Raw genomic sequence first — 20983 nt, 5'->3', positions numbered from 1 at the left:
ATTAAAAGTGACCAAACACTAAAATAATAGTCAAAGGATTTGCAAGGACTTAAAAAAAAGGTAGATTTGAGTGTTGCCAAGTAATTTTTTCTAAAACTTAATCAAAATCTCGAACAATTATGGGACTCATGTCATTTTTTAAAGGAGTAGGTGAAAAAGTCTTTGGTAAAGACAAAGAAGTTGAAACCGCTGCTCCCGAAAAAGTTGCTGACTTAAAAGCCAGTGCTTTATTACAGCATGTGAAGACGCTTGGGCTTGCTTACAACAAATTGATTGTAAAAGTATCGGGCCACACGGTTATTCTTGAAGGAGAAGTAGCTGCTCAGGAAGATTCTGAGAAGATTGCATTGGCAGTTGGTAACGTAGAAGGCGTAGAGGCGGTTGACAATAACCTCGTTGTGGAAACTCCAGCTCCTGAAGCACAGTATCATGAAGTGAAAAAGGGAGATACGCTCTCTTTGATTGCGAAACATTACTACGGTGATATGATGAAATATCCGGTCATTTTTGAAGCCAATAAGCCAATGTTGTCTGATCCTGATAAAATCTATCCAGGCCAGATTTTACGCATTCCTGCGCTTTAGTTCGCAAAGATTTAGAATTTTAAAAGGGTTAAAAGTTGAGGTAATTTTGCCTAACTTTTAACCCTTTTTTGTGAGATTAACTGATTTATTATCAGTTATTTATAGGTTTTTTATTAAGCTAATTTTTCAATTCTCCAGTTTTGAATTTGCTTCAACGGAAAAGGCAAATCATTGAATGTGAATTGGGTATATATTTCTTCTACTCCCCCAAAACTTTGGTAAAATGAAGCAATAGAATCAAGTTCGGGGCTTTCAAAATCAAAGATGAGGTCAATGCTGGCGTATTCTTGGATGATTTGGTCAATCAACCATGTGCGGCTGTTTCCTTTTCGACCCGTAGGGGAGGCCGCATTGAAAAGATAAATGATTCGGTTCTCAAAAATCGCAAACAATGCGCCTGCTTCAATGCACCCATCTTTGGTAGCATAGACCAATCGCAGGGCGTTTTTTTGCGCTAATACCGCCGTTAGTTTACGTAATAAATCGTATGCTTTCTCCGATACTCCACCCACAATTTGGGAGGAATGATTTTCTTGAAATAGTTGGATAATCGGCTCAATGTCAGTGCTTTGTTTAGACTGCCAACCGAATCGTTGTGCGCGCCTTAAGTTCGTTTTTCGGTCATTTGAATAGTTTTGAAAAAGAACAGCGTAGGGGAGGTGCAGCGGTAAAATTATATTGCTCGCTTTTTTTATTTTTAATGAATTGGGAAAAACCGTTTGCGCAGCAAAGCGCCCCGTATAAATAGAAACGTAGCGAAATGAGGTAGTCAATTGGGACAAAAGCAGATTTGATGCTTCCTGAAAATCAACGTTTGAGTGGGTGAAAATTCCTAAAAGTTGACAGAAAAAAGGTTGGTGTATTACTTTCAAACCCCATTTTTGGCGACAAGGTAGAGGCATTACCGCTTGCCATTGGCCATTTTCTGTCAATACCAGCGCCTTCCAATCGGGCGAAACCGTATCCAAATACCATGAATAGGCGTAGAGAATCTGCTGCGGAGAAGCAGCAATAAAATCATCCCATTGGGTGGAATCTAGTTGGGAGCGATGAAGTAGAAGGACGGGCACATGATTAATCGTCTGATTACTAACTAAAAGTACTCCGAATTTTTTGAACAGCATCTTTGACCGAATCATCCTGTTCCATCAAATCGCTGATGGTCTGGATGGCGTGAATGACGGTGCTGTGGTCGCGGCCACCAAAATGATAACCGATGGATTTTAGCGATAAATCCGTCAGTTCTTTGGCGAAATACATCGCTACCTGACGTGGGTAAACTAATTCTTTCTTCCGACTTTTACCTTTCAAATCGGCAATGCTCACGTCGTAATAATCCGACACGATTTCCTGAATCGTATCAATATTGACTTCGCGGTCTTCGGCCGTCACGATGTTTTTCATGACGGTTTTGGCCAAATCGAGATCAATATCGCGGCGCACCAGCGAAGCTTGGGCCATCAATGAAATAATTACCCCTTCTAATTCTCGCACGTTGGTATTGACGCTGTGGGCAATGTATTCAATGACGCTGTATTCGATATAAATCCCCTCGGCCTGCAATTTGCGCTGAATAATGGCAATCCTTGTTTCAAAGTCGGGCTGCTGGAGGTCGGCGGTTAGGCCCCATTTAAAGCGGGAGAGCAATCGGTCTTGTAAGCCCTGCAACTCGCTCGGGCGGCGGTCGGAAGTCATGATGATTTGACGCCCCGATTGGTGCAAGTGGTTGAATATATGGAAGAACGTATCCTGCGTTTTTTCTTTTCCTGACAAAAACTGCACATCGTCCAGAATCAACGCATCGACTTTCATGTAAAAATCGGTGAAATCTTGGAGCGTGTTGCTTTTGATGGCGTTGATAAATTGGTTGGTAAATTTCTCTGACGAAACGTACAACACAAATTTATCGTGGTGATGGCCTTTGATGTGGTTGCCAATGGCCTGCACCAAGTGCGTTTTGCCCAGCCCTACGCCGCCATAAATCAACAACGGGTTGAAAGAGGTCACCCCGGGGCGTTGCGCCACGGCCATGCCTGCCGAGCGAGCCAAGCGGTTACAATCTCCCTCGATGTAATTGTCAAAACTATAAGTAGGATTGAGGTACAAATCCAACTCTGATGAATCGGGGCTACGCGGAGGTTGAGGGGTGGCTTTTTTCGGCTCAGAAGCGGCTTTTTGACGCGCTTCGGCGGCTTCGGGTGAGTTGGTGGTCGGAACGTGAACCTTGATAGGAGGCTGTCGGTCACCGCCCGTATCTACGATGATAGAGTACTCCAGTTGGCCGTCGCGACCGATGGCGTGGTCGAGTGCCCTACGCAGCACGTGAATGTAATTTTCCTCCAGCCACTCATAAAAAAATTGACTCGGAACTTGTATGGTCAAAGTTTTCCCTGCAAGCCGAAAGGGAACTATCGGCTCAAACCAAGTTTTAAAGCTCTGTTCGGGAACGTTGGCCTTAATGACTTGAAGGCACTTTTCCCATACAACAGCCACTTCTTGTTGAAAAAAACTATCCACTGAGTATCCTGAGTTATTCGTAAAAAACGGTCCAAAAATGTTGAGAGAGTACTATCTAAGTGTCAGTAAATCTGATTTTTAACGTTTAGCTCCGAATACATATAAGGTCACTAAAAGCCCTTTTTGCACAACCGCCCTTAAATTAAGGGTTGCAAAAATAGGAAAAAGGAATTAGAAACAATGACTTAAATATACTGATTTTGTTTTTGGAATGGCAAATTTAAAATGGTACAAGCTAATATTGTATTATAGATAGGATAGATAAGACGGTATTTGTTTTGTAGGAAGTTGAAAGCTCAAAATATAACTCCTATTTTTACCTTCAGTAACGTAAAACGTACTTTTTTTTATTAAAAACAGTTCATGAGCTTTTCCCTTTTTTCAGAATTTTCGCCATCCGATAAAAACGCGTGGGTACAACAGGCGCTCAAAGATTTGAAAGGTAAAGACTACGACAAGACATTGTTGTGGAATACCCCCGAGGGCTTTGTGGTGGAGCCCTATTATACCGACCAAGAGGTGCAAGAAACACAGCTTACGGGGTTGCAGGCGGCTCAACAAAAGAAATTAGGCTGGTTGAATCAACCCATAGTGACTTATGAAAGCGAGCGGGCTACCAATGCGGCGATGCTGGCGGTTTTGCAGAAAGGCGTTGATGCCCTGACGCTCGACTTACGGAATACCGACCTCGAAACCATTGAGTTTACCAAACTTCTCTACGGAATAAAACTCAGCGATACGCCTCTATTTTTCCAAATCAACGGGCAAAACAACGCTTTGATTCGTGCTCTTCAAACGTTTATTGCGTACCAAATGAAAGGTGGTTTGGCCGATGATGGCTTGGCAACATGGATGATGACGGGGCAACTTTCGGAAACGTATTTTGCCGAATTGGCAGCGGTAGCCATCGCGACAAAAGCATCGCCTAGCTTCAAAACCATCTGTGTAAGTAGCCATGTGTTTCACAATGCAGGTGCCAACGCGGCGCAGGAATTGGCCTTCGCGCTGGCTTCGGCGGTGACGTATGCTGATAAGCTGACCGATGCGGGCCTTGACCCAGATGCCGTTTTTTCGAAACTTTATTTTTCGGTTTCGATGGGTACCAACTACTTTATGGAGATCGCGAAGTTGCGGGCGCTGCGGTTTTTATGGCAACGAGTGCAGATGGGCTGGGGAATAGAGCCTAAAATAGCCTACGTTCACGCCCAAACTTCGACTTTCTACGATGCGGCCATTACGCCCAATACCAATCTGTTGCGGGCGACAACCGAGGCCATGAGCGCGGTTATTGGCGGTTGTGATGCGCTGACCGTTCACGCATACGACTCCACGTTTAGGACGCCAGATGAATTTTCGGAACGTATTGCCCGAAATATTTCTATTTTGCTGAAAGAAGAAAGTTATCTCGATAAAACCCTTGACCCTGCGGCGGGTAGTTATTTCCTCGAAAACCTGACCCAACAATTGGCAGAGGCCGCTTGGAGTTTGTTTTTGGAAGTAGAAGAAAAAGGAGGCTTATTGGCAGCTTTTGAACAGGATTTTATTCAAAATAAAATCAAACAAAACGCAACTGAGACCCTAGCCGCCCTTCAACAGGGAACGCGGGTAATGGTAGGTGTGAACAAATTTCGGGTGGATGAAGAAGTGCCTGTAAAATATACTCCAACTCCCGAAGCCGTCAATAAAACCGTGTCTTTTAAATTACTTCATCCCCAACGTATCGCTCAAACATTTGAACGATGATACAAATCGCTCAATTTCCCAAAATATTGCTAAAAAAATATAGTTGAACTACAACTAATGAAACCCAACTTCCTCAACATACATTCTTCCATTCAAGCCCCAATTACGGAAATGGGGTCGAGCAAACCTTTTGTGACTGCAGAAGGCATCAAAGTGAAACCTACGTTTACCAAAATGGATATTCGGGAGGCGGAACATTTGGGTTTTGGGGCAGGGATTCCGCCTTTTTTGCGCGGCCCGTACAGCACGATGTACGTCCTGCAGCCTTGGACGATTCGCCAGTATGCTGGTTTTTCTACGGCCGAGGAGTCCAATGCTTTTTATCGTCGGAATTTGGCCGCCGGCCAAAAAGGACTTTCGGTGGCGTTTGACTTGGCCACGCACCGAGGCTATGATTCTGACCATCCGCGCGTGGTGGGTGATGTGGGCAAGGCAGGCGTTGCGATTGACAGTGTCGAAGACATGAAAGTGCTGTTTGACCAAATTCCGCTCGACCAGATGTCGGTGTCGATGACTATGAACGGAGCGGTATTGCCCATCATGGCCTTTTATATCGTTGCGGCGGAGGAGCAAGGCGTAAAACCCGAGCAATTGGCAGGGACCATCCAGAACGATATTTTGAAGGAGTTCATGGTGCGTAATACCTACATTTATCCGCCCGCGCCGAGTATGCGTATCATTGGTGATATTTTTGCGTATGCCAGTAAGTTTATGCCCAAATTCAACAGCATCAGTATTAGCGGCTACCACATGCACGAAGCGGGCGCTCCCGCGCACATTGAGCTGGCCTACACGCTGGCTGATGGCTTAGAATACCTGCGCACGGGGCTGGCAGCGGGTATGGACATTGACGGTTTTGCACCTCGTTTGTCGTTTTTTTGGGGCATTGGCATGAACCATTTTATGGAAATCGCCAAGATGCGGGCGGGGCGACTGCTTTGGGCTAAAATTGTTAATCAGTTCGGGCCCAAAAACAGTAAATCGTTGGCATTGCGCACGCATTGCCAGACATCGGGCTGGTCCCTGACGGAGCAGGACCCGTTCAACAACGTGGCCCGAACCACCATTGAAGCCATGGCGGCGGCATTGGGACATACGCAAAGTTTACACACCAATTCGCTCGACGAAGCCATTGCGTTGCCGACCGACTTTTCGGCGCGGATTGCCCGCAATACGCAGTTGTATTTACAGTACGAAACCGATATTTGTCGCGTGGTAGACCCGTGGGGTGGGAGTTATTACGTCGAATATTTGACCAAAGAACTGACCGAAAAAGCCTGGGCGTTGATTGAAGAAGTGGAAGAAATGGGCGGCATGACCAAAGCCATCGAAGCGGGATTACCCAAAATGCGAATCGAAGAAGCCGCCGCCCGTAAGCAGGCCCGCATCGACAGTGGAAAAGACGTAATTGTGGGTGTAAACAAGTACAAACCCGATTCGGTAAAGCCGCTGGAATTGTTGGAAGTGGACAATAAAGCCGTTCGTGAAGCGCAGGTAGCGCAACTTGCGCGTATAAAGGCCGAACGGGATTCGGATAAAGTACAACGGACATTGGCGGCCATAACGGACGCTTGCCGACAGCAGGGAGGGATGGATAATAAAACTAATTTGCTGGCGTTGGCGATTGAGGCGGCCCGTGTGAGAGCTACTCTCGGGGAGATTTCGGATGCAATGGAAAACGTTTTTGGAAGATATAAAGCCGTGATACGTTCTATTTCAGGAGTTTATAGTGCGGAGGTTTCGGACGACGAGAATTTCCGAATTGCCCGCGAAATGACCGACCGCTTTGCCGAGTTGGAAGGCCGTCGACCACGAATTATGGTGGCCAAAATGGGGCAGGATGGCCACGACCGGGGGGCCAAAGTTATTGCGACGAGTTTCGCAGATTTGGGCTTCGATGTCGATATGGGGCCATTGTTCCAGACGCCCGAAGAAACCGCCCGTCAGGCGGCCGAAAATGATGTACATATTGTGGGAGCGTCTAGCCTTGCGGCAGGACATAAAACGCTTGTTCCTCAGCTCATTGAAGAACTCAAAAAACTCGGTCGGGAAGATATTATGGTTATTGCGGGGGGAGTCATTCCTCCGCAGGATTACGACTTTTTGTACAAAGCGGGTGTCAAAGGTGTATTTGGCCCCGGAACGGTGATTTCGGTCGCGGCCCAAAAGATTTTGAAGGAATTGATGGGAGAGTAAAGAAAAAAAACAAATATCCCACTTGAAGGTGCCTTGTTAGCAACAGCAAGGCATTTTTTTGTTAATTTGAGACGGAATTAAAGATAAAGACAATGGATAACTTTCGTATTGAAAGGCTGGTAATCAATAAAATTGGGCCGTTTGAGCACCTTAAGTTAGATTTCCCACTGAAAAAAGAACTCGATAAAGCTGAGATTCATATTTTGACTGGAGAAAATGGAACAGGGAAAAGTACAATTTTGGAGGCTTTGATTTATCCAATAAATGTTGATACTACCCGACAGTTTATTTATCCAGAAGATATGTACCGTATTCAAAATGGAATTGTAAACAAAATATGGAATCAAAGAATAGATAGTCGTATTCAAATTAAATTCAGCACCATAAATTCATTTTCTGCTTATTGGAGTGAAGATAAATGGATGGTAGATCATCTCCAAGCATATACAATTTTAGAGTATTTAAATAGAGCAAATCGGTTAGATAGTAATGATTTAAATATTGCTTTTTTTGCATATTCAGGTTATAGAAAAGCGGAAAAAACCAGTATTACTGGTATTCAGGAAATAGAGGAATCACCAATCGCTAACGCCCATAACTTTCATTTATCAATAACACCCCAAAATCTCATTCAATGGCTTGTAAATATTCAAACGCGCGAATTGATTGCAAAAGGGAAAGGTGACATTGAAAAAGCAAAACAATACCGCAGAACCATCGGAATCATAGAAGATGCGTTAGGAGAAATCATTGAATCCGAAGTAAAGTTTGATCTTGAAGAAGACCCCTTAGGAGTAAAAATCAAGGTTGACGGGCAATCGCTCAACTTTGACCAATTACCCGACGGCCTAAAATCCATGGTGAGTTGGATGGGGGACTTGTTAATGAGAATGGACAGGCTCAAATGGGTAAATAATACGCCTGTTTTAGAGCGGAATTTTATCCTGTTACTGGATGAAATTGAAGTTCATTTGCATCCGGCTTGGCAGCGAAAAATTTTGCCAGTTGTTCAAAAACTCTTCAAAAATGCCCAAATATTCATTTCTACGCATTCGCCTTTTGTAGTGGGTTCAGTGGATGGCGCTTGGGTGCATCGGTTTGTTAAAAAAGACGGATACAGTGTCTTAGCAGGGGAGCCGATTTTGTCGGAAGATGCCAAGAGTTATGATTATATTTTGGAAGAAATCTTTGGCATTAAGGAGCGTTTCGGAGTAGATGTTGAAAGGAAATTGGCTGAATTTCAGTTGCTTAAAAAAGAAGTGCTAAAAAGTCCAGAAACGGTTGATTTGACTAGATTTAAGGAGTTGATAGGAGAGTTGATGAATCAAAATAGTGTTGAAATTGAAAGCATCCTCGGTATGGAACTTAGGCAGCTTAAACGCCTTACCAACCAAGATTTTTCTGTTGCTGAAATATGAGAAAGTTTACGCGTTTAGATACCCCTGATGTTTTACTTGAACTGGATGCCAAAACAGAAAAAGCTCGGTGGCAAATGTACGGAGAACGATATGCGCAGCAGCGGGCAACCCATCCTTCATTTGAGTTTCAATGGCCCCAAATCAGCAGTAAAAAGTTAAATCAACATCTTTTGCCTCATTTGATGGCAATGACCGATGACCATTGCTCGTATTGTGATGGTTTTCCTTTAAAAAGAGGAGATGATACGATTGACCATTTTCATCCTAAGACCAATCCTGCGTTTTATTCGGAAGTCTGTAAATGGGAAAATCTGTATATCTCCTGCAAACACTGTCAAGATTCAAAAGGAAGTAAGTTTGAAAAGGTGTTGTTAAGACCAGATGAGATTGAGTTTCATTTTAACCGCTATTTTATTTACGATTATATTGAACACACAATTTCCCCCAATCCGTTTGCTTCTGAGGACGAACAATATCGAGCGCAAAAGACCATCGAAATCTTTGATTTAAAACACAAAAGCCTTTGCGTAAGCAGACGTCATGCGTATCAAAGGTACGTAAGTGACACTGATCCCGTTTTGTCGGATTACAATTTTAGGTTTATGTTTGAGTAAAAATTAGGTTTCAGGAATTCAACCATGCAACAATACCACGACTTACTTCGCCATATTTTAGCCCACGGAACCCGCAAAACTGACCGTACGGGCACGGGAACCATCAGCGTATTTGGGTACCAAATGCGCTTTGACCTACAAGAAGGCTTTCCGCTGGTCACGACCAAAAAGGTCCATACCAAATCCATCATCCATGAGTTGCTTTGGTTTTTGAAGGGCGATACCAACATCAAGTACCTCAAAGACCACGGCGTGAGCATCTGGGACGAATGGGCCGATGCCGATGGCAATCTCGGCCCCGTCTATGGCAAGCAATGGCGCAGTTGGGAAGCCCCCGACGGACGCGTCATTGACCAGTTTCAGGATGTGTTGAAGCAGCTTAAAAACAGCCCTGATTCCCGACGCATCATTGTATCGGCTTGGAATCCAGCCGATTTGAATAAAATGGCCTTGTCTCCTTGCCATGCATTGTTTCAGTTTTATGTGGCAGATAATAAACTTTCTTGCCAACTCTATCAGCGCAGTGCGGATGTGTTTTTGGGCGTGCCGTTCAACATCGCAAGCTATGCCCTTTTGACCATGATGATTGCGCAGGAGTGCGGGTTTGAGTACGGTGATTTTATCTGGACGGGTGGTGATACCCACATTTATAGTAATCACTTAGAACAAGTTGAATTGCAACTCTCGCGTGAATTGCGTCCGTTGCCTGTCATGAAGATGAATCCCGATGTAAAAAGTGTTTTTGACTTTAAATTTGAGGATTTTACGCTTGAAAATTATAACCCTTGGCCAGCCATTAAAGCGCCTGTCGCAGTGTAAGAATATTAAACTTTTTCAACGCACCGATTTCAATTTTTGAAAGCTATGAAGAGGTTGTTGTTATTGGTTGTTTTTGGGTTGCCATTCTTTGCCTTTGCACAAATTCGGGTAGAGATAACAAAACATACTCCGTTTAAAACAGCCAACCAACGTCTTTTTTTGGCTTGTGATTTTAACAATTGGCAACCTGGCGATGTTGAATTTGAGCTAAAGCGCGATGTAAATGGCGTGTACTCGTTGTTATTACCTGATTCTCTTACGCATTTCAAATACAAAGTAACCCAAGGAAGTTGGGGTTTGGTAGAAGGAGATTCAGAGGGAAACAGCCGCCCTGACCGTGTCTATGATCGTTTGACAGAGCCCAATCCTAAATTGTTACAACTTCAAATAGAAGGTTGGGAAGCGCACGCTACGTATCGGTTTGTAGTTACATCCATTCCTACCAATACCCCAAAAGATGCGGTAATTTACATTACGGGCAATTTTAATAACTGGAATACTAGTGATGAGAACTATCGGCTGAAACGACAAATGGATGGAACGTATCGTGTTACCGTTGTGTCTGATTTGGATCGCCTTGAGTATAAATTTTCCCGTGGCGATTGGAATAGCGTAGAAGGAAAAGAAAATGGAAAAACTCGACCCAATCGGCTGCTTTATCGTAATGAATCATTAAAAAGCGATAATATTACCGTCGAAATAATTAGTTGGGAAGATTTATCTGGCACCTTTCGTTCTATCTCCATTTACGACTTACTTTTGCTATTTTCAGCCTTTCAAAGTGCCTTATTGATTATTGCCATAACGTCTATGCAGGACTACAACCGTCAGGCAAATCGTTGGTTGGTAGTCTCGTTGGCATTTATGGCTGTTATTGTATTGATTCGAGTAGTAAGTGCTTATCGGGAAGTGGCACAAGAGTACACAAAGTTGTTGTTAATCCCCGATTTTGTGCTGTTTCTGTACGCACCGCTTTTTTATTTTTATATTCAGAAACTGCTTTTCAAGACGCCTAAATTCCCTTCTAAATGGTGGGGGCATTTTGTGTTGCCCAGCCTGCAGTTTTTGATGTATTTGCCCTATTTTTTAATGGAAGATAAAAGCCTTCAAATCAAAATCGTGAATCGTGATGTTGATTTGATGTGGCTTTTTTGGGGAACTGGCACGGTGGCGCTGATGGTAAATGTGTATTATTGGTTGGCCAGCCGGCGGGTAATTAGGTCGTACCGAGCTTTATACGCTAATCAGGCTTCTTATGAACAAAATCTGCAATACCTTTCAACGGTACTTGCCTTGCAGGCAGTTTGTTTGGTTTTATGGTTATTTTCGGGGGGGCTTTTTGTGGTAGGCTATTTTCTAAAAATGGATACCATATCCATTGTCCAAAAAAGTATTGATACGATTTGGCTGGCTTTTTCGACAATTCCTTATTTTTTGGGGTATTTTGCCATTCATCAACCCGAAATATTTAAATTACCAACGCAGCCCATTTCCTTTCTGAAACCCAACGATGAACCTTCGATTATAATTCAGGATGCCCTTACTCCTTTGGTAGAAAAAGAATCTGAATTGGTCGAAAATCTCTCCAATTACAAAGAGAAGCTGGAAAGCTACATGAAGAAAAACAAGCCCTATACCAACCCTGGACTGACCCTCAATGAACTTGCTCAGAAGCTCAAAATGACGCCGCATCTTCTTTCTAAAATTATCAACGAAGGGTACAATAAAAACTTTTTTGACTTCATCAATGAATATCGTATAGAGGAATTTAAACTACGTTTTGAAGACCCTCGCAACCGGCAATATACCATGTTGTCTATTGCCTTTGAAGTGGGTTTCAATTCTAAAACTTCCTTCAACCGAGCATTTAAGAAAATGACCCAACAAACCCCTCGCGAATTTTTCTACGAGTCGCGGGTTGAAGAATAGAAAATACGACCTTTTTCTCCCCCAATAAGTACCACCTTATAAAGTGGAACGCATTTGATTCTATTAAACCTTCTGGAAATCAGCTGATTTGAGCTGTGGAAAACCTGTGTTTTAAAATAGGTTTCAAACTACAAAGTGGAACGATTCGTCATAATACTGATGGTACTTTTGCAAGAAGTTTTTGACAATTACAGTTTGTAAAGTCAATTTCTTAGGTAAAATCTTCTAAACAATTTATTAAAAAAACCTATGATGATTCAGTTCTATAGCATGTTTTGGCAAGTGGGTGCAGCCCCGCGGTTGAAACTCATGGTGTTGGTATGGATACTGGCGGTAGCCTCTGCCACGGCACAAGACCTTTCCGTGTCTGGAAAAGTGCAGGAAAGCAACGGCTCGGCATTGCCAGGCGTGAGTGTTTTGGTAAAAGGTACTACCAGAGGAACCCAAACCGATGCCGAAGGAAACTTCAAAATTGTAATACCTGCCAATGCCACGTTGGTCTTCAGTTTTGTGGGAATGACTACGCAGGAAGTGGCGGTAGGAAACCGCACGACCGTTTCCGTGACGTTGCTTAATGACAACAAACAGTTGGCCGAGGTGGTGGTCATTGGTTACGGTACGCAGCGCAAAAAAGACCTTACGGGTTCGATTGCCTCTATTACGACCGCTGATTTTAACAAAGGAAACATTGCTACCCCTGACCAACTAGTAGCTGGTAAAGTGGCTGGGGTGCAAATAACGCCCAATGGCGGTGCCCCAGGTGCGGGGAGTACAATCCGTATTCGCGGAGGTGCTTCTTTGAACGCGAGCAACGACCCCCTCATCGTCATTGACGGTGTACCTTTGGACAACAGCGAATTGAGAGGCGCTCCCAATCCGCTAAGTTTAATTAATCCCAATGATATTGAGTCGTTTAATATTCTGAAAGATGCTTCTGCCACCGCTATTTATGGATCACGGGCTTCTAACGGAGTGATTATGATTACAACCAAAAAGGGAAAGAAAGGCGACATTATGCGCGTCAATTTGAGTACGCAAGCTTCCATAGGTCAAAGAACGGGGCAAATTGAAGTTCTTTCGGCTGATGATTTTCGAGCTTTAGTCAATCAATACGGGACGGGTGCTCAAAAATCGTTATTGGGGTCGGACGTCACCGACTGGCAAAAAGAGATTTATCGTACGGCTGTCAGCACCGACAACAACTTGAGTGTTACAGGTTCGGTGAAAAACATGCCCTACCGCGTGTCAGTGGGATATACCAATCAAAATGGTATTTTAAAAACCTCCAATATGGGGCGGACTTCGGCTTCCGTAGGCTTGACCCCGATGCTGCTCGACAACCACTTGAAAGTGGATATTAACGTCAAAGCATCTACTATTAAAAATCGTTTTGCCAACCAAGGGGCAATAGGTGCAGCAGTTGCTTTTGACCCTACTCAACCTATTTTTTCGGGTAAAGAATCGTACGGCGGTTATTTTGAGTGGGTAAATGCCGACGGAAAACCCAACACCATTGCAACCCGTAACCCACTTGGATTGTTGGATTTGACGGACGATAAAAGTACCGTTAATCGCAGTATCGGTAATATGCAGTTGGATTATAAATTCCATTTTTTGCCTGAACTGCACGCCAATCTAAACGTAGGTTATGATGTTTCCAAAAGTGATGGAAATCGCTCTGTACCCGCATTGGCAGCCTCCAATTTTAGTAATGGTGGCGAAAGAACAGTCTATACCCAAGACCGCTCCAATAAGTTATTGGATTTTTACTTCAACTACGTAAAAGACCTCACCAAGGATACGCGCATTGACTTAACGGCAGGGTACTCGTACCAAGATTTTTTGAATACCACCACGAGCATTACCAAAGATGCCGCAGAAACCAAAATCATCAACGATAGCCCTTACAAAACCCAAAATACGTTGGTATCTTTCTTTGGACGGGCAAATCTGAACCTTCAGGACCGCTATTTATTGACCTTTACACTTCGCCGCGACGGTTCGTCCCGTTTTGCCAAAGACAACCGTTGGGGAACTTTTCCATCGGCGGCTTTTGCGTGGAAAATCAACGAAATGGAGTTTTTGAAAAATTCTAACGTACTATCTGACTTGAAGTTGCGCTTAGGATATGGGGTAACAGGGCAGCAGGATGTAGGTCAAAACTTTGCGTATTTGGCACGCTATACGCCAAGTACAGCCACTGCTCAACAGCAACTGGGAAACACGTTTTATACTACGCTACGTGCCGAAGGATACAACGCAAACATCAAATGGGAACAAACCGTTACTCAAAACGTAGGCTTGGATTTTGCCTTCAAAAAAGCAAGAGTATCGGGTAGTATTGATTACTATCGGAAAGAAACTACGGACTTGCTAAACGTCGTGCCCGTTGCGGCAGGTACCAACCTCACCAACGAAATCTTGTCGAATGTAGGTTCGATTGAAAATAAAGGATTGGAACTGTTGTTGAACTACAACGCTGTCAGTAAAGAAGATTTTACGCTTGATTTGGGCTTTAATGCGACTTATAACGAGAACAAAATCACCAAATTAACCTCGGCCAACGATCCCAATTACAAAGGAGTATTAGTAGGCGGTATCGCAGGCGGTGTGGGCAGTACCATTCAAATCCATTCGGTGGGGTATCCAGCATCGTCGTATTTTGTGGCGCAGCAAGTGTATGACCAAAATGGTAAACCCGTTGAAGGTGTGTACGTTGACCGCAATCAGGATGGTAAAATTACCGTGGACGATTATTATCACTACAAATCTCCCGCGCCACGCGTTTTTATCGGTTTCAACGCCCAAACTTCTTATAAAAAATGGAGTGGTGGTTTTGTAGTTCGGGGTAACTTTGGCAACTACGTTTATAACAACATCGTTTCTACACGCGGCGTATTGCAGGCGTTCCAAGGAGCCAACAACTCACTGGCCAATGTTGTGCCCAACGTCAACGTAACCCAGTTTGCCACCCCGCAGTATTTCTCGGATTACTACATGGAAAATGCCTCTTTCCTGCGCATGGACAACCTTTTTGCGGGCTATGATTTGGGTAAACTTTTTGGCGGAAAAACCTCCGCACGCGTATCTGCGACTGTACAAAACGTGTTTGTAATCACCAAATACACGGGACTAAATCCCGAAGTAAGCGGTGGTATTGACAACAATATTTACCCCATGCCTCGGACTTATACTTTGGGTTTAAACATTGGATTTTAGGAGTTTATAACGAATAAACGTTTCCAAACAAACAAGAAAAAATGAAGAATTTTATCCATATAAATAATATAGTGGGAGGATTCGCGCTGGCGTTGGTGGTTTCCTCTTGTGTCAAAGACCTTGACAGAATGCCTTTTAATGAGGTTACTTCGGCAACTGTTTATAGCGACCCCGCTGCTTACCGACAAGTAGGTGCAAAGCTGTACGCAGGGCTGATGTTGACAGGCCAACAAGGCCCTGCTGGCGACGACCGTACCAAAGACATCAAAGGGATGGACGAAGGCTTTTCGAGCTATTTGCGTAATTATTGGTACTTACAAACACTTACGACTGACGAAGCCGTAATTGCTTGGAGTGATGCGGGTTTGCCTGAGTTGCACCAAATGAAATGGTCATCCAATAATCCTTTTGTGAGAGGTTTTTACAACCGAGTTTTCTATCAAATCGCCTCTTGTAATGAATTTATTCGAGAAACAAGCGATGCAAAATTGGCGGAAAGGGGAGTGTCAGGTACAATCCTTACCGATGCAAAAGCCCTGCGGGCCGAAGCGCGTTTTCTGCGGGCACTGAGCTACTGGCACGCGTTAGATTTGTTTGGGGGAAATGTGCCATTTGTTACCGATAACGACGTTGTAGGCTCAGCGCCACCTATACAGACAAATGCTAAGGACTTGTTTGCTTATATTGAGTCAGAATTGAAAGCCATTGACAACGAGTTGGTTGAAGCGCGTAAAAATGAATATGCCCGCGCTGACAAAGCGGCGGCTTGGATGCTGCTTGCCAAACTGTATCTCAACGCAGAGGCACAAGGCCAAGGCAACCGTTACGCCGATGCTGCCACTTATGCCAAAAAAGTGATTGACGCAGGGTACAGTTTGCAGTCAAAATACGATGATTTGTTCAAAGCCGACAACCATAACTCATCTGAAGTGATTTGGGCATTAGCGGCCGACGGAAACCGCAGTCAAACCTGGGGGGGGATGACTTTTCTGTGCCACGCGCCTGTGGGTGGTTCGATGCCCGCTTCGAGTTATGGTATCGACGGCGGTTGGGGCGGTGTTCGAGTAACGCCTTCCTTTGTAAAGCTGTTTGCTGACCCATCAGGCAAGACTGATAAAAGAGCCATGTTTTATACCGACGGACAAAAGTTGGAAATAAACGAAATTCCCACTTTTACCGATGGTTATGCCATGCCTAAATACAAAAATATAACCTCTGCTGGTAAGGTTGGAACGAATTTAACCCATCCTGATACTGATTTCCCTATGTTTCGTTTGGCGGATGCGTATTTGATTTATGCTGAAGCAGCGGCACGCGGGGCTGGTGATAAAGCATTGGCACTTGATTATGTCAATAAACTTCGGGTAAGAGCCTACGGAAATACGTCGGGGAATATTGCAGCGGCTGATTTAACCCCTGATTTTGTATTGGCCGAGCGCGGTCGTGAGTTGTCTTGGGAAGGTGGCCGTCGTACAGACTTGTTACGCTTCGGCAAATTTACCAGTTCCTCTTACTTATGGGCGTGGAAAGGCGGTGTAAAAGACGGGGCAGGCGTGCAGGATTATTTGAAAATCTTCCCTCTCCCTTCTACCGACTTAACGGCCAATCCTAATTTGGTGCAAAATGCTGGTTATTAAGCCCCTGAAAATCTCTGATTACAGATTAACACAAAAAAACATGAAAAATTGGTTTCATAAATTCATATACGCTGTCGTAGTCCTAACGACATTGAACTCCTGCGAAAAAGACGAAATAAAGGCAGTCATTAATTCAGGAGCTGTGCCCGTGGTGACACTTTCGGCCTCGTCGGTGGTGTTGACCAAAGAAAATGCCGATAAAGATGCGTTGACGATTTCGTGGGCAAAGCCTGATTATGGTTTCAACGCGCCCGCAGCATACACGATTTTGATTGATAAAAAAGGAGGAGACTTCTCAAATGCGACTGCAATAACAACGGGTGCCGAATTGAAGAAAACCTTCAAAACCTCAGAATTAAACCCTATTTTATTGAAATTAGGCTTGAAAGTAGCCACTGCCGGAGATGTGGACGTAAAAGTGCAGTCGTTTTTGGGCGGAAGTACCAATCTGAATTCGTCGGTTGTTTCGCTGAAAGCAACGCCTTATCTGGACAAACTTGACCTGAGTACGAATCTCGGTGTGGTGGGGTCGGCTGCTAATAACTGGGGAGCGACGCCCGATTTGCCTTTCTATAAAACCGACAAATCCAACGTATATGTAGCCTATGTGACACTCACCGATGGCGAAATTAAATTCCGTGAAAACAACAAGTGGGACGTAAACTACGGAGGCACTAACGGTACGCTTGTGAAAGGGGGAGACAATATCGTGGTCAAAGCTGGTTCGTATAAAATCACAGTGGATTTTGAAGCCCTCAAATATACCGTGGAGAAGTTTTCGTGGGGAATTGTCGGCTCGGCTACGCCAAATGGCTGGAGTGCGCCAGATGTGCCCTTTTTCTATGACCCTTCTTCTGACCAATGGAGATCGATTGCAACGTTGAAAGACGGCGAAATCAAGGTTCGTCAGAACGAAGATTGGACCGTAAACTATGGTGACAAAGGCGCTGATGGTACGCTCGAAGTGGGGGGTGACAATATTGTGGTAAAAGCAGGGACTTACTTGGTGACGGTTGACTTCAAAACCCTGAAATATACCATTGTTCCTACCAAAGTATGGGGGGTAGTGGGTAGTGCGACTCCTAACGGATGGAATGGGCCCGATGCTAAATTTAGACCCGATTTTGGTACCGAAGGTATTTTTACACTGTCCAATATCAAGCTGATTGATGGAGAAATCAAATTCCGCCAAAATGATGATTGGGCTGTAAACTATGGCGACGACAAAGCCGATGGTGTGATTGAAGCTGGCGGGGCAAATATTGCCGTAAAAGCTGGTACGTACGATATTGTTCTTGATTTTACCAATGCCGCCAAACCCACTTACAAGTTCATTAAGAGATAGATAAAAATCCAAACTGAAAACTAATAGGTTGATTATCGAAAGCACCGATAAACTTTTGTCGGTGCTTTTTTAATCATCTATCGAGTTTATTACGGTATGCGTGAGCGGCAGCTCTGACCTACAAGTAACTTTACCAGCAAAAGGTCTAATTGAGATGCCATTGAAAACGAATAAATTAAAAACGATGAAATCATTATTGATCCTAGGCCTGTTATCTGTCGGTACTTTTGCCCAAAATCTACCCAAAGTCAGCTCGGGAAGCATCAAAAGAATAGAAAACCTCGCTTCTCAATACGTCTCGGCAAGAAACGTGGATGTTTGGCTACCTGAAGGATATACTCCCCAAAAAAAATACTCAGTGCTCTATATGCACGACGGACAAATGTTGTTTGATAGTACCAACAATTGGAACAAACAGGAATGGGGGGTGGATGAAACACTGGCCAAAATGATGGCCGATGATAAAATTAAAGCTACTATCGTGGTGGGTATTTGGAATTCGGACAAAGGCCGTCATGCCGATTATTTTCCACAAAAACCCTACGAGCAATTAACAACGTTAGAAAAACAATTTGTGGTTGAACAACTCCAAAAAGCAGGCCGAACAAAGGAGGCTTTTCAGCCTGTATCAGACTATTACCTGAAATTTTTGGTAACTGAGCTAAAACCCCTGATAGATAAGACTTACGCTACGCTTCCCGATAGAAACAACACCTTTGTGGCTGGGTCGAGCATGGGTGGACTTATTTCGATGTATGCGATTTGTGAATACCCTACTGTTTTTGGAGGAGCGGCCTGCTTGTCTACCCACTGGCCTGGGATATTCAGCACTGAAAACAACCCTGTTCCGAATGCTTTCTTTAGCTATCTGACAACCCATTTGCCCAATCCTGAAAATCATAAGATCTATTTCGACTACGGCGACCAAACCCTGGACGTGCTCTATCCACCGCTTCAAAAACAGGTTGATACTATTTTACATGCAAAGGGATTTACGGATAAAAATTGGGTGACCCGATTTTTTCCAGGCGATACCCACAGCGAGCAAGCGTGGAAAAAACGAATTCCTATTCCTATTGAATTTTTACTAAAAAAATGATGAACATGAAAAAAAAAATTGCTCTTATCTTTCTTTTGTCTGCCTTATGGTGGGGCGCAACTGCTCAAATACAACACGTAGAACCCCTCAATTGGTGGGTGGGAATGAAAAATAAAAACCTTCAATTGTTGGTTCATGGAAACAACATTGGTGAAACCACTCCCGTGATTAATTACCCAGGCATTTTTATCAAAAAAATCCACAAAGCCGACAGCAAGAACTATTTGTTCATAGATGTTGTCGTCGAAAAAAATACCAAGCCGGGTACGTTTCCGATTCGTTTCCAAAAAGCAGGCAAAACGCTTTATTCTTATGACTATAGTGTGCTTCCAAGGCTTTCTGAAAGTGCACAACGAAAAGGGTTTAATGCCTCGGATGTGATTTATCTGATTACTCCCGACCGATTTGTTAATGGCGATTATACTAACGATGTGGTGCCAGCGATGAAAGAAACCCAAATCAATCGCAAATTTGAGGGAGCAAGGCACGGGGGGGATATCAGGGGAATTATCAATAGCCTCGATTACATCTCAAGTATGGGTTTTACGGCCATTTGGCCTACTCCATTGCTCGAAAACGATATGCCAAGCTACTCGTATCATGGCTATGCTATTACCAATCATTATAAAGTAGACCCAAGGTTTGGTACGTTGGAGGATTACAAAGAGTTGTCTTTGAAAGCACGTCAAAAAGGCATCAAACTGATTTTTGACGAAGTGCTCAATCACACAGGCTTGGGCTATTGGTGGACGAATGACTTGCCCTTCAAAAATTGGATTAATTACCCCAATGTTTATCAAGCTACCAATCACCGCCGCACCGTCAATCAGGATAAATATGCCTCTGAGTTTGATAAAAACTTGATGAAAAATGGTTGGTTCGATAAAATGATGCCCGATATGAACGGACAAAACCCCTTTATGGCCAACTATTTAATTCAAAATTCCATTTGGTGGATTGAAACATTGCAGCTTGGCGGTATCAGACAGGATACATATGGCTATTCGGATAAAACTTTCCTAAAAAATTGGAGCTGTGCCCTCATGCATGAATACCCCAATTTCAGTATTGTGGGTGAAGAATGGAGTATCAATCCGTTAATAACATCGTATTGGCAAAAGGGAAAGCAAAATGCCGACGGCTATGATGGCTGCCTTACAAGTGTTATGGATTTTCCACTGCAAGCAGCTTTGGTAGAGGCATTAAAAGAAAAAGACGATGCGAATTTCGGTAAAGGATTGCCCGCTTTATACGAAGCCTTGGCCAATGATTTTGTCTATGCCAACCCCTTTCAAATTTTGACCATGGGCGATAATCACGACATGGACCGATTGTACACGCAGCTGAACAATGATGCCGAACTGACTAAAATGGCCCTAACGTTTTTATTGACCACTCGGGGCGTGCCTCAATTGTTTTATGGAACAGAGGTGTTGATGGAGAATACGGGTCACCACAAAAATGATGGCCTGATTCGTTCTGATTTTCCGGGTGGTTGGAAAGAAGATACCGTGAGTGCATTTTCGGGCAAAGGATTGAGCCCTCAACAGCTTGATATGCAGCTTTATCTCAAAAAACTGTTGAATTGGCGGAAAAACAATACAATTATTGCCACCGGGAAAACCCTTCATTTTGCGCCTTCAGGCAGCGTGTATGTTTATTTTAGATACACCAACGAGGCAAAGGTCATGGTGGTGATGAACAAAAGCAAACAAGCTCAAACGCTGGATTTAGCGAGGTATTCGGAAATATTAAAAGAGGGAAGTGTCGTAAAAAACGTAGTCACTGATGAAGTAAAGACCCTGGGTAGTACCCTTTCTGTCGCAGGGAAAAGCGCGGTGGTTTTTGAAGTAAAATAAAGCA

General features: G+C 43.8%; 14 protein-coding genes. 12 read left to right on the top strand and 2 right to left on the bottom strand.

The annotated features are described in order from the left end of the window. Positions 1–119 precede the first annotated feature (119 nt). The gene (gene lysM, locus GVN20_RS15425; RefSeq protein ID WP_166559205.1) at positions 120–584 is read left to right on the top strand and encodes a peptidoglycan-binding protein LysM; all 465 of its coding nucleotides are present in this window, start codon (positions 120–122) and stop codon (positions 582–584) included. Between the two features lie 113 nt (positions 585–697). Here the strand turns inward: lysM and GVN20_RS15420 are convergent, their stop codons facing one another. Together GVN20_RS15420 and dnaA are read right to left on the bottom strand one after the other, a co-directional pair. Then, positions 698–1654: a GNAT family N-acetyltransferase gene (locus GVN20_RS15420; protein ID WP_166559204.1), complete on the bottom strand. Its 957-nt coding sequence runs from the start codon at positions 1652–1654 to the stop codon at positions 698–700. A gap of 19 nt (positions 1655–1673) precedes the next feature. Next, positions 1674–3101 carry a chromosomal replication initiator protein DnaA gene (gene dnaA / locus GVN20_RS15415; RefSeq protein ID WP_166559203.1) on the bottom strand — a complete coding sequence of 476 codons (1428 nt, stop codon included), beginning with the start codon at positions 3099–3101 and terminating at the stop codon, positions 1674–1676. Between the two features lie 363 nt (positions 3102–3464). On the opposite strand from dnaA, the gene GVN20_RS15410 reads away from it, so the two are divergent. The 11 genes from GVN20_RS15410 to GVN20_RS15360 all read left to right on the top strand — a co-directional run bounded on the left by GVN20_RS15410 (position 3465) and on the right by GVN20_RS15360 (position 20979). Further along, complete coding sequence (locus GVN20_RS15410; RefSeq protein ID WP_166559202.1) at positions 3465–4844, top strand: methylmalonyl-CoA mutase family protein; 1380 nt, start codon at positions 3465–3467, stop codon at positions 4842–4844. A gap of 57 nt (positions 4845–4901) precedes the next feature. Then, complete coding sequence (gene scpA, locus GVN20_RS15405) at positions 4902–7040, top strand: methylmalonyl-CoA mutase (protein WP_166559201.1); 2139 nt, start codon at positions 4902–4904, stop codon at positions 7038–7040. A gap of 92 nt (positions 7041–7132) precedes the next feature. Beyond that, positions 7133–8458 carry an AAA family ATPase gene (locus GVN20_RS15400; RefSeq protein WP_166559200.1) on the top strand — a complete coding sequence of 442 codons (1326 nt, stop codon included), beginning with the start codon at positions 7133–7135 and terminating at the stop codon, positions 8456–8458. Further along, complete coding sequence (locus GVN20_RS15395; protein WP_166559199.1) at positions 8455–9072, top strand: hypothetical protein; 618 nt, start codon at positions 8455–8457, stop codon at positions 9070–9072. Before GVN20_RS15400 ends, GVN20_RS15395 begins: the two co-directional genes overlap by 4 nt. A gap of 24 nt (positions 9073–9096) precedes the next feature. Beyond that, a complete protein-coding gene (locus GVN20_RS15390) occupies positions 9097–9891 on the top strand; it encodes a thymidylate synthase (protein ID WP_166559198.1) in 795 nt (264 codons plus the stop codon). 45 nt (positions 9892–9936) lie between these two features. Beyond that, positions 9937–11820 carry a helix-turn-helix domain-containing protein gene (locus GVN20_RS15385; protein ID WP_166559197.1) on the top strand — a complete coding sequence of 628 codons (1884 nt, stop codon included), beginning with the start codon at positions 9937–9939 and terminating at the stop codon, positions 11818–11820. Between the two features lie 249 nt (positions 11821–12069). Further along, the gene (locus tag GVN20_RS15380; RefSeq protein ID WP_229599081.1) at positions 12070–15039 is read left to right on the top strand and encodes a TonB-dependent receptor; all 2970 of its coding nucleotides are present in this window, start codon (positions 12070–12072) and stop codon (positions 15037–15039) included. Between the two features lie 41 nt (positions 15040–15080). Next, positions 15081–16676 carry a RagB/SusD family nutrient uptake outer membrane protein gene (locus GVN20_RS15375; protein WP_166559196.1) on the top strand — a complete coding sequence of 532 codons (1596 nt, stop codon included), beginning with the start codon at positions 15081–15083 and terminating at the stop codon, positions 16674–16676. 40 nt (positions 16677–16716) lie between these two features. Continuing rightward, positions 16717–18021: a SusE domain-containing protein gene (locus GVN20_RS15370; protein WP_166559195.1), complete on the top strand. Its 1305-nt coding sequence runs from the start codon at positions 16717–16719 to the stop codon at positions 18019–18021. A gap of 184 nt (positions 18022–18205) precedes the next feature. Further along, entirely contained in the window at positions 18206–19120 is a 915-nt protein-coding gene (locus GVN20_RS15365) for an alpha/beta hydrolase (protein ID WP_166559194.1), read from the top strand. Positions 19121–19125: 5 nt separating this feature from the next. Further along, positions 19126–20979 carry a glycoside hydrolase family 13 protein gene (locus tag GVN20_RS15360; RefSeq protein ID WP_166559193.1) on the top strand — a complete coding sequence of 618 codons (1854 nt, stop codon included), beginning with the start codon at positions 19126–19128 and terminating at the stop codon, positions 20977–20979. Positions 20980–20983 lie beyond the last annotated feature (4 nt).

It is taken from the genome of Runella sp. CRIBMP (genome assembly GCF_009905605.1).
GTDB lineage: Bacteria > Bacteroidota > Bacteroidia > Cytophagales > Spirosomataceae > Runella.
The sequence above is the reverse complement of the archived record's forward strand: the minus strand, read 5'-3'. Positions and strand labels throughout refer to the sequence as shown.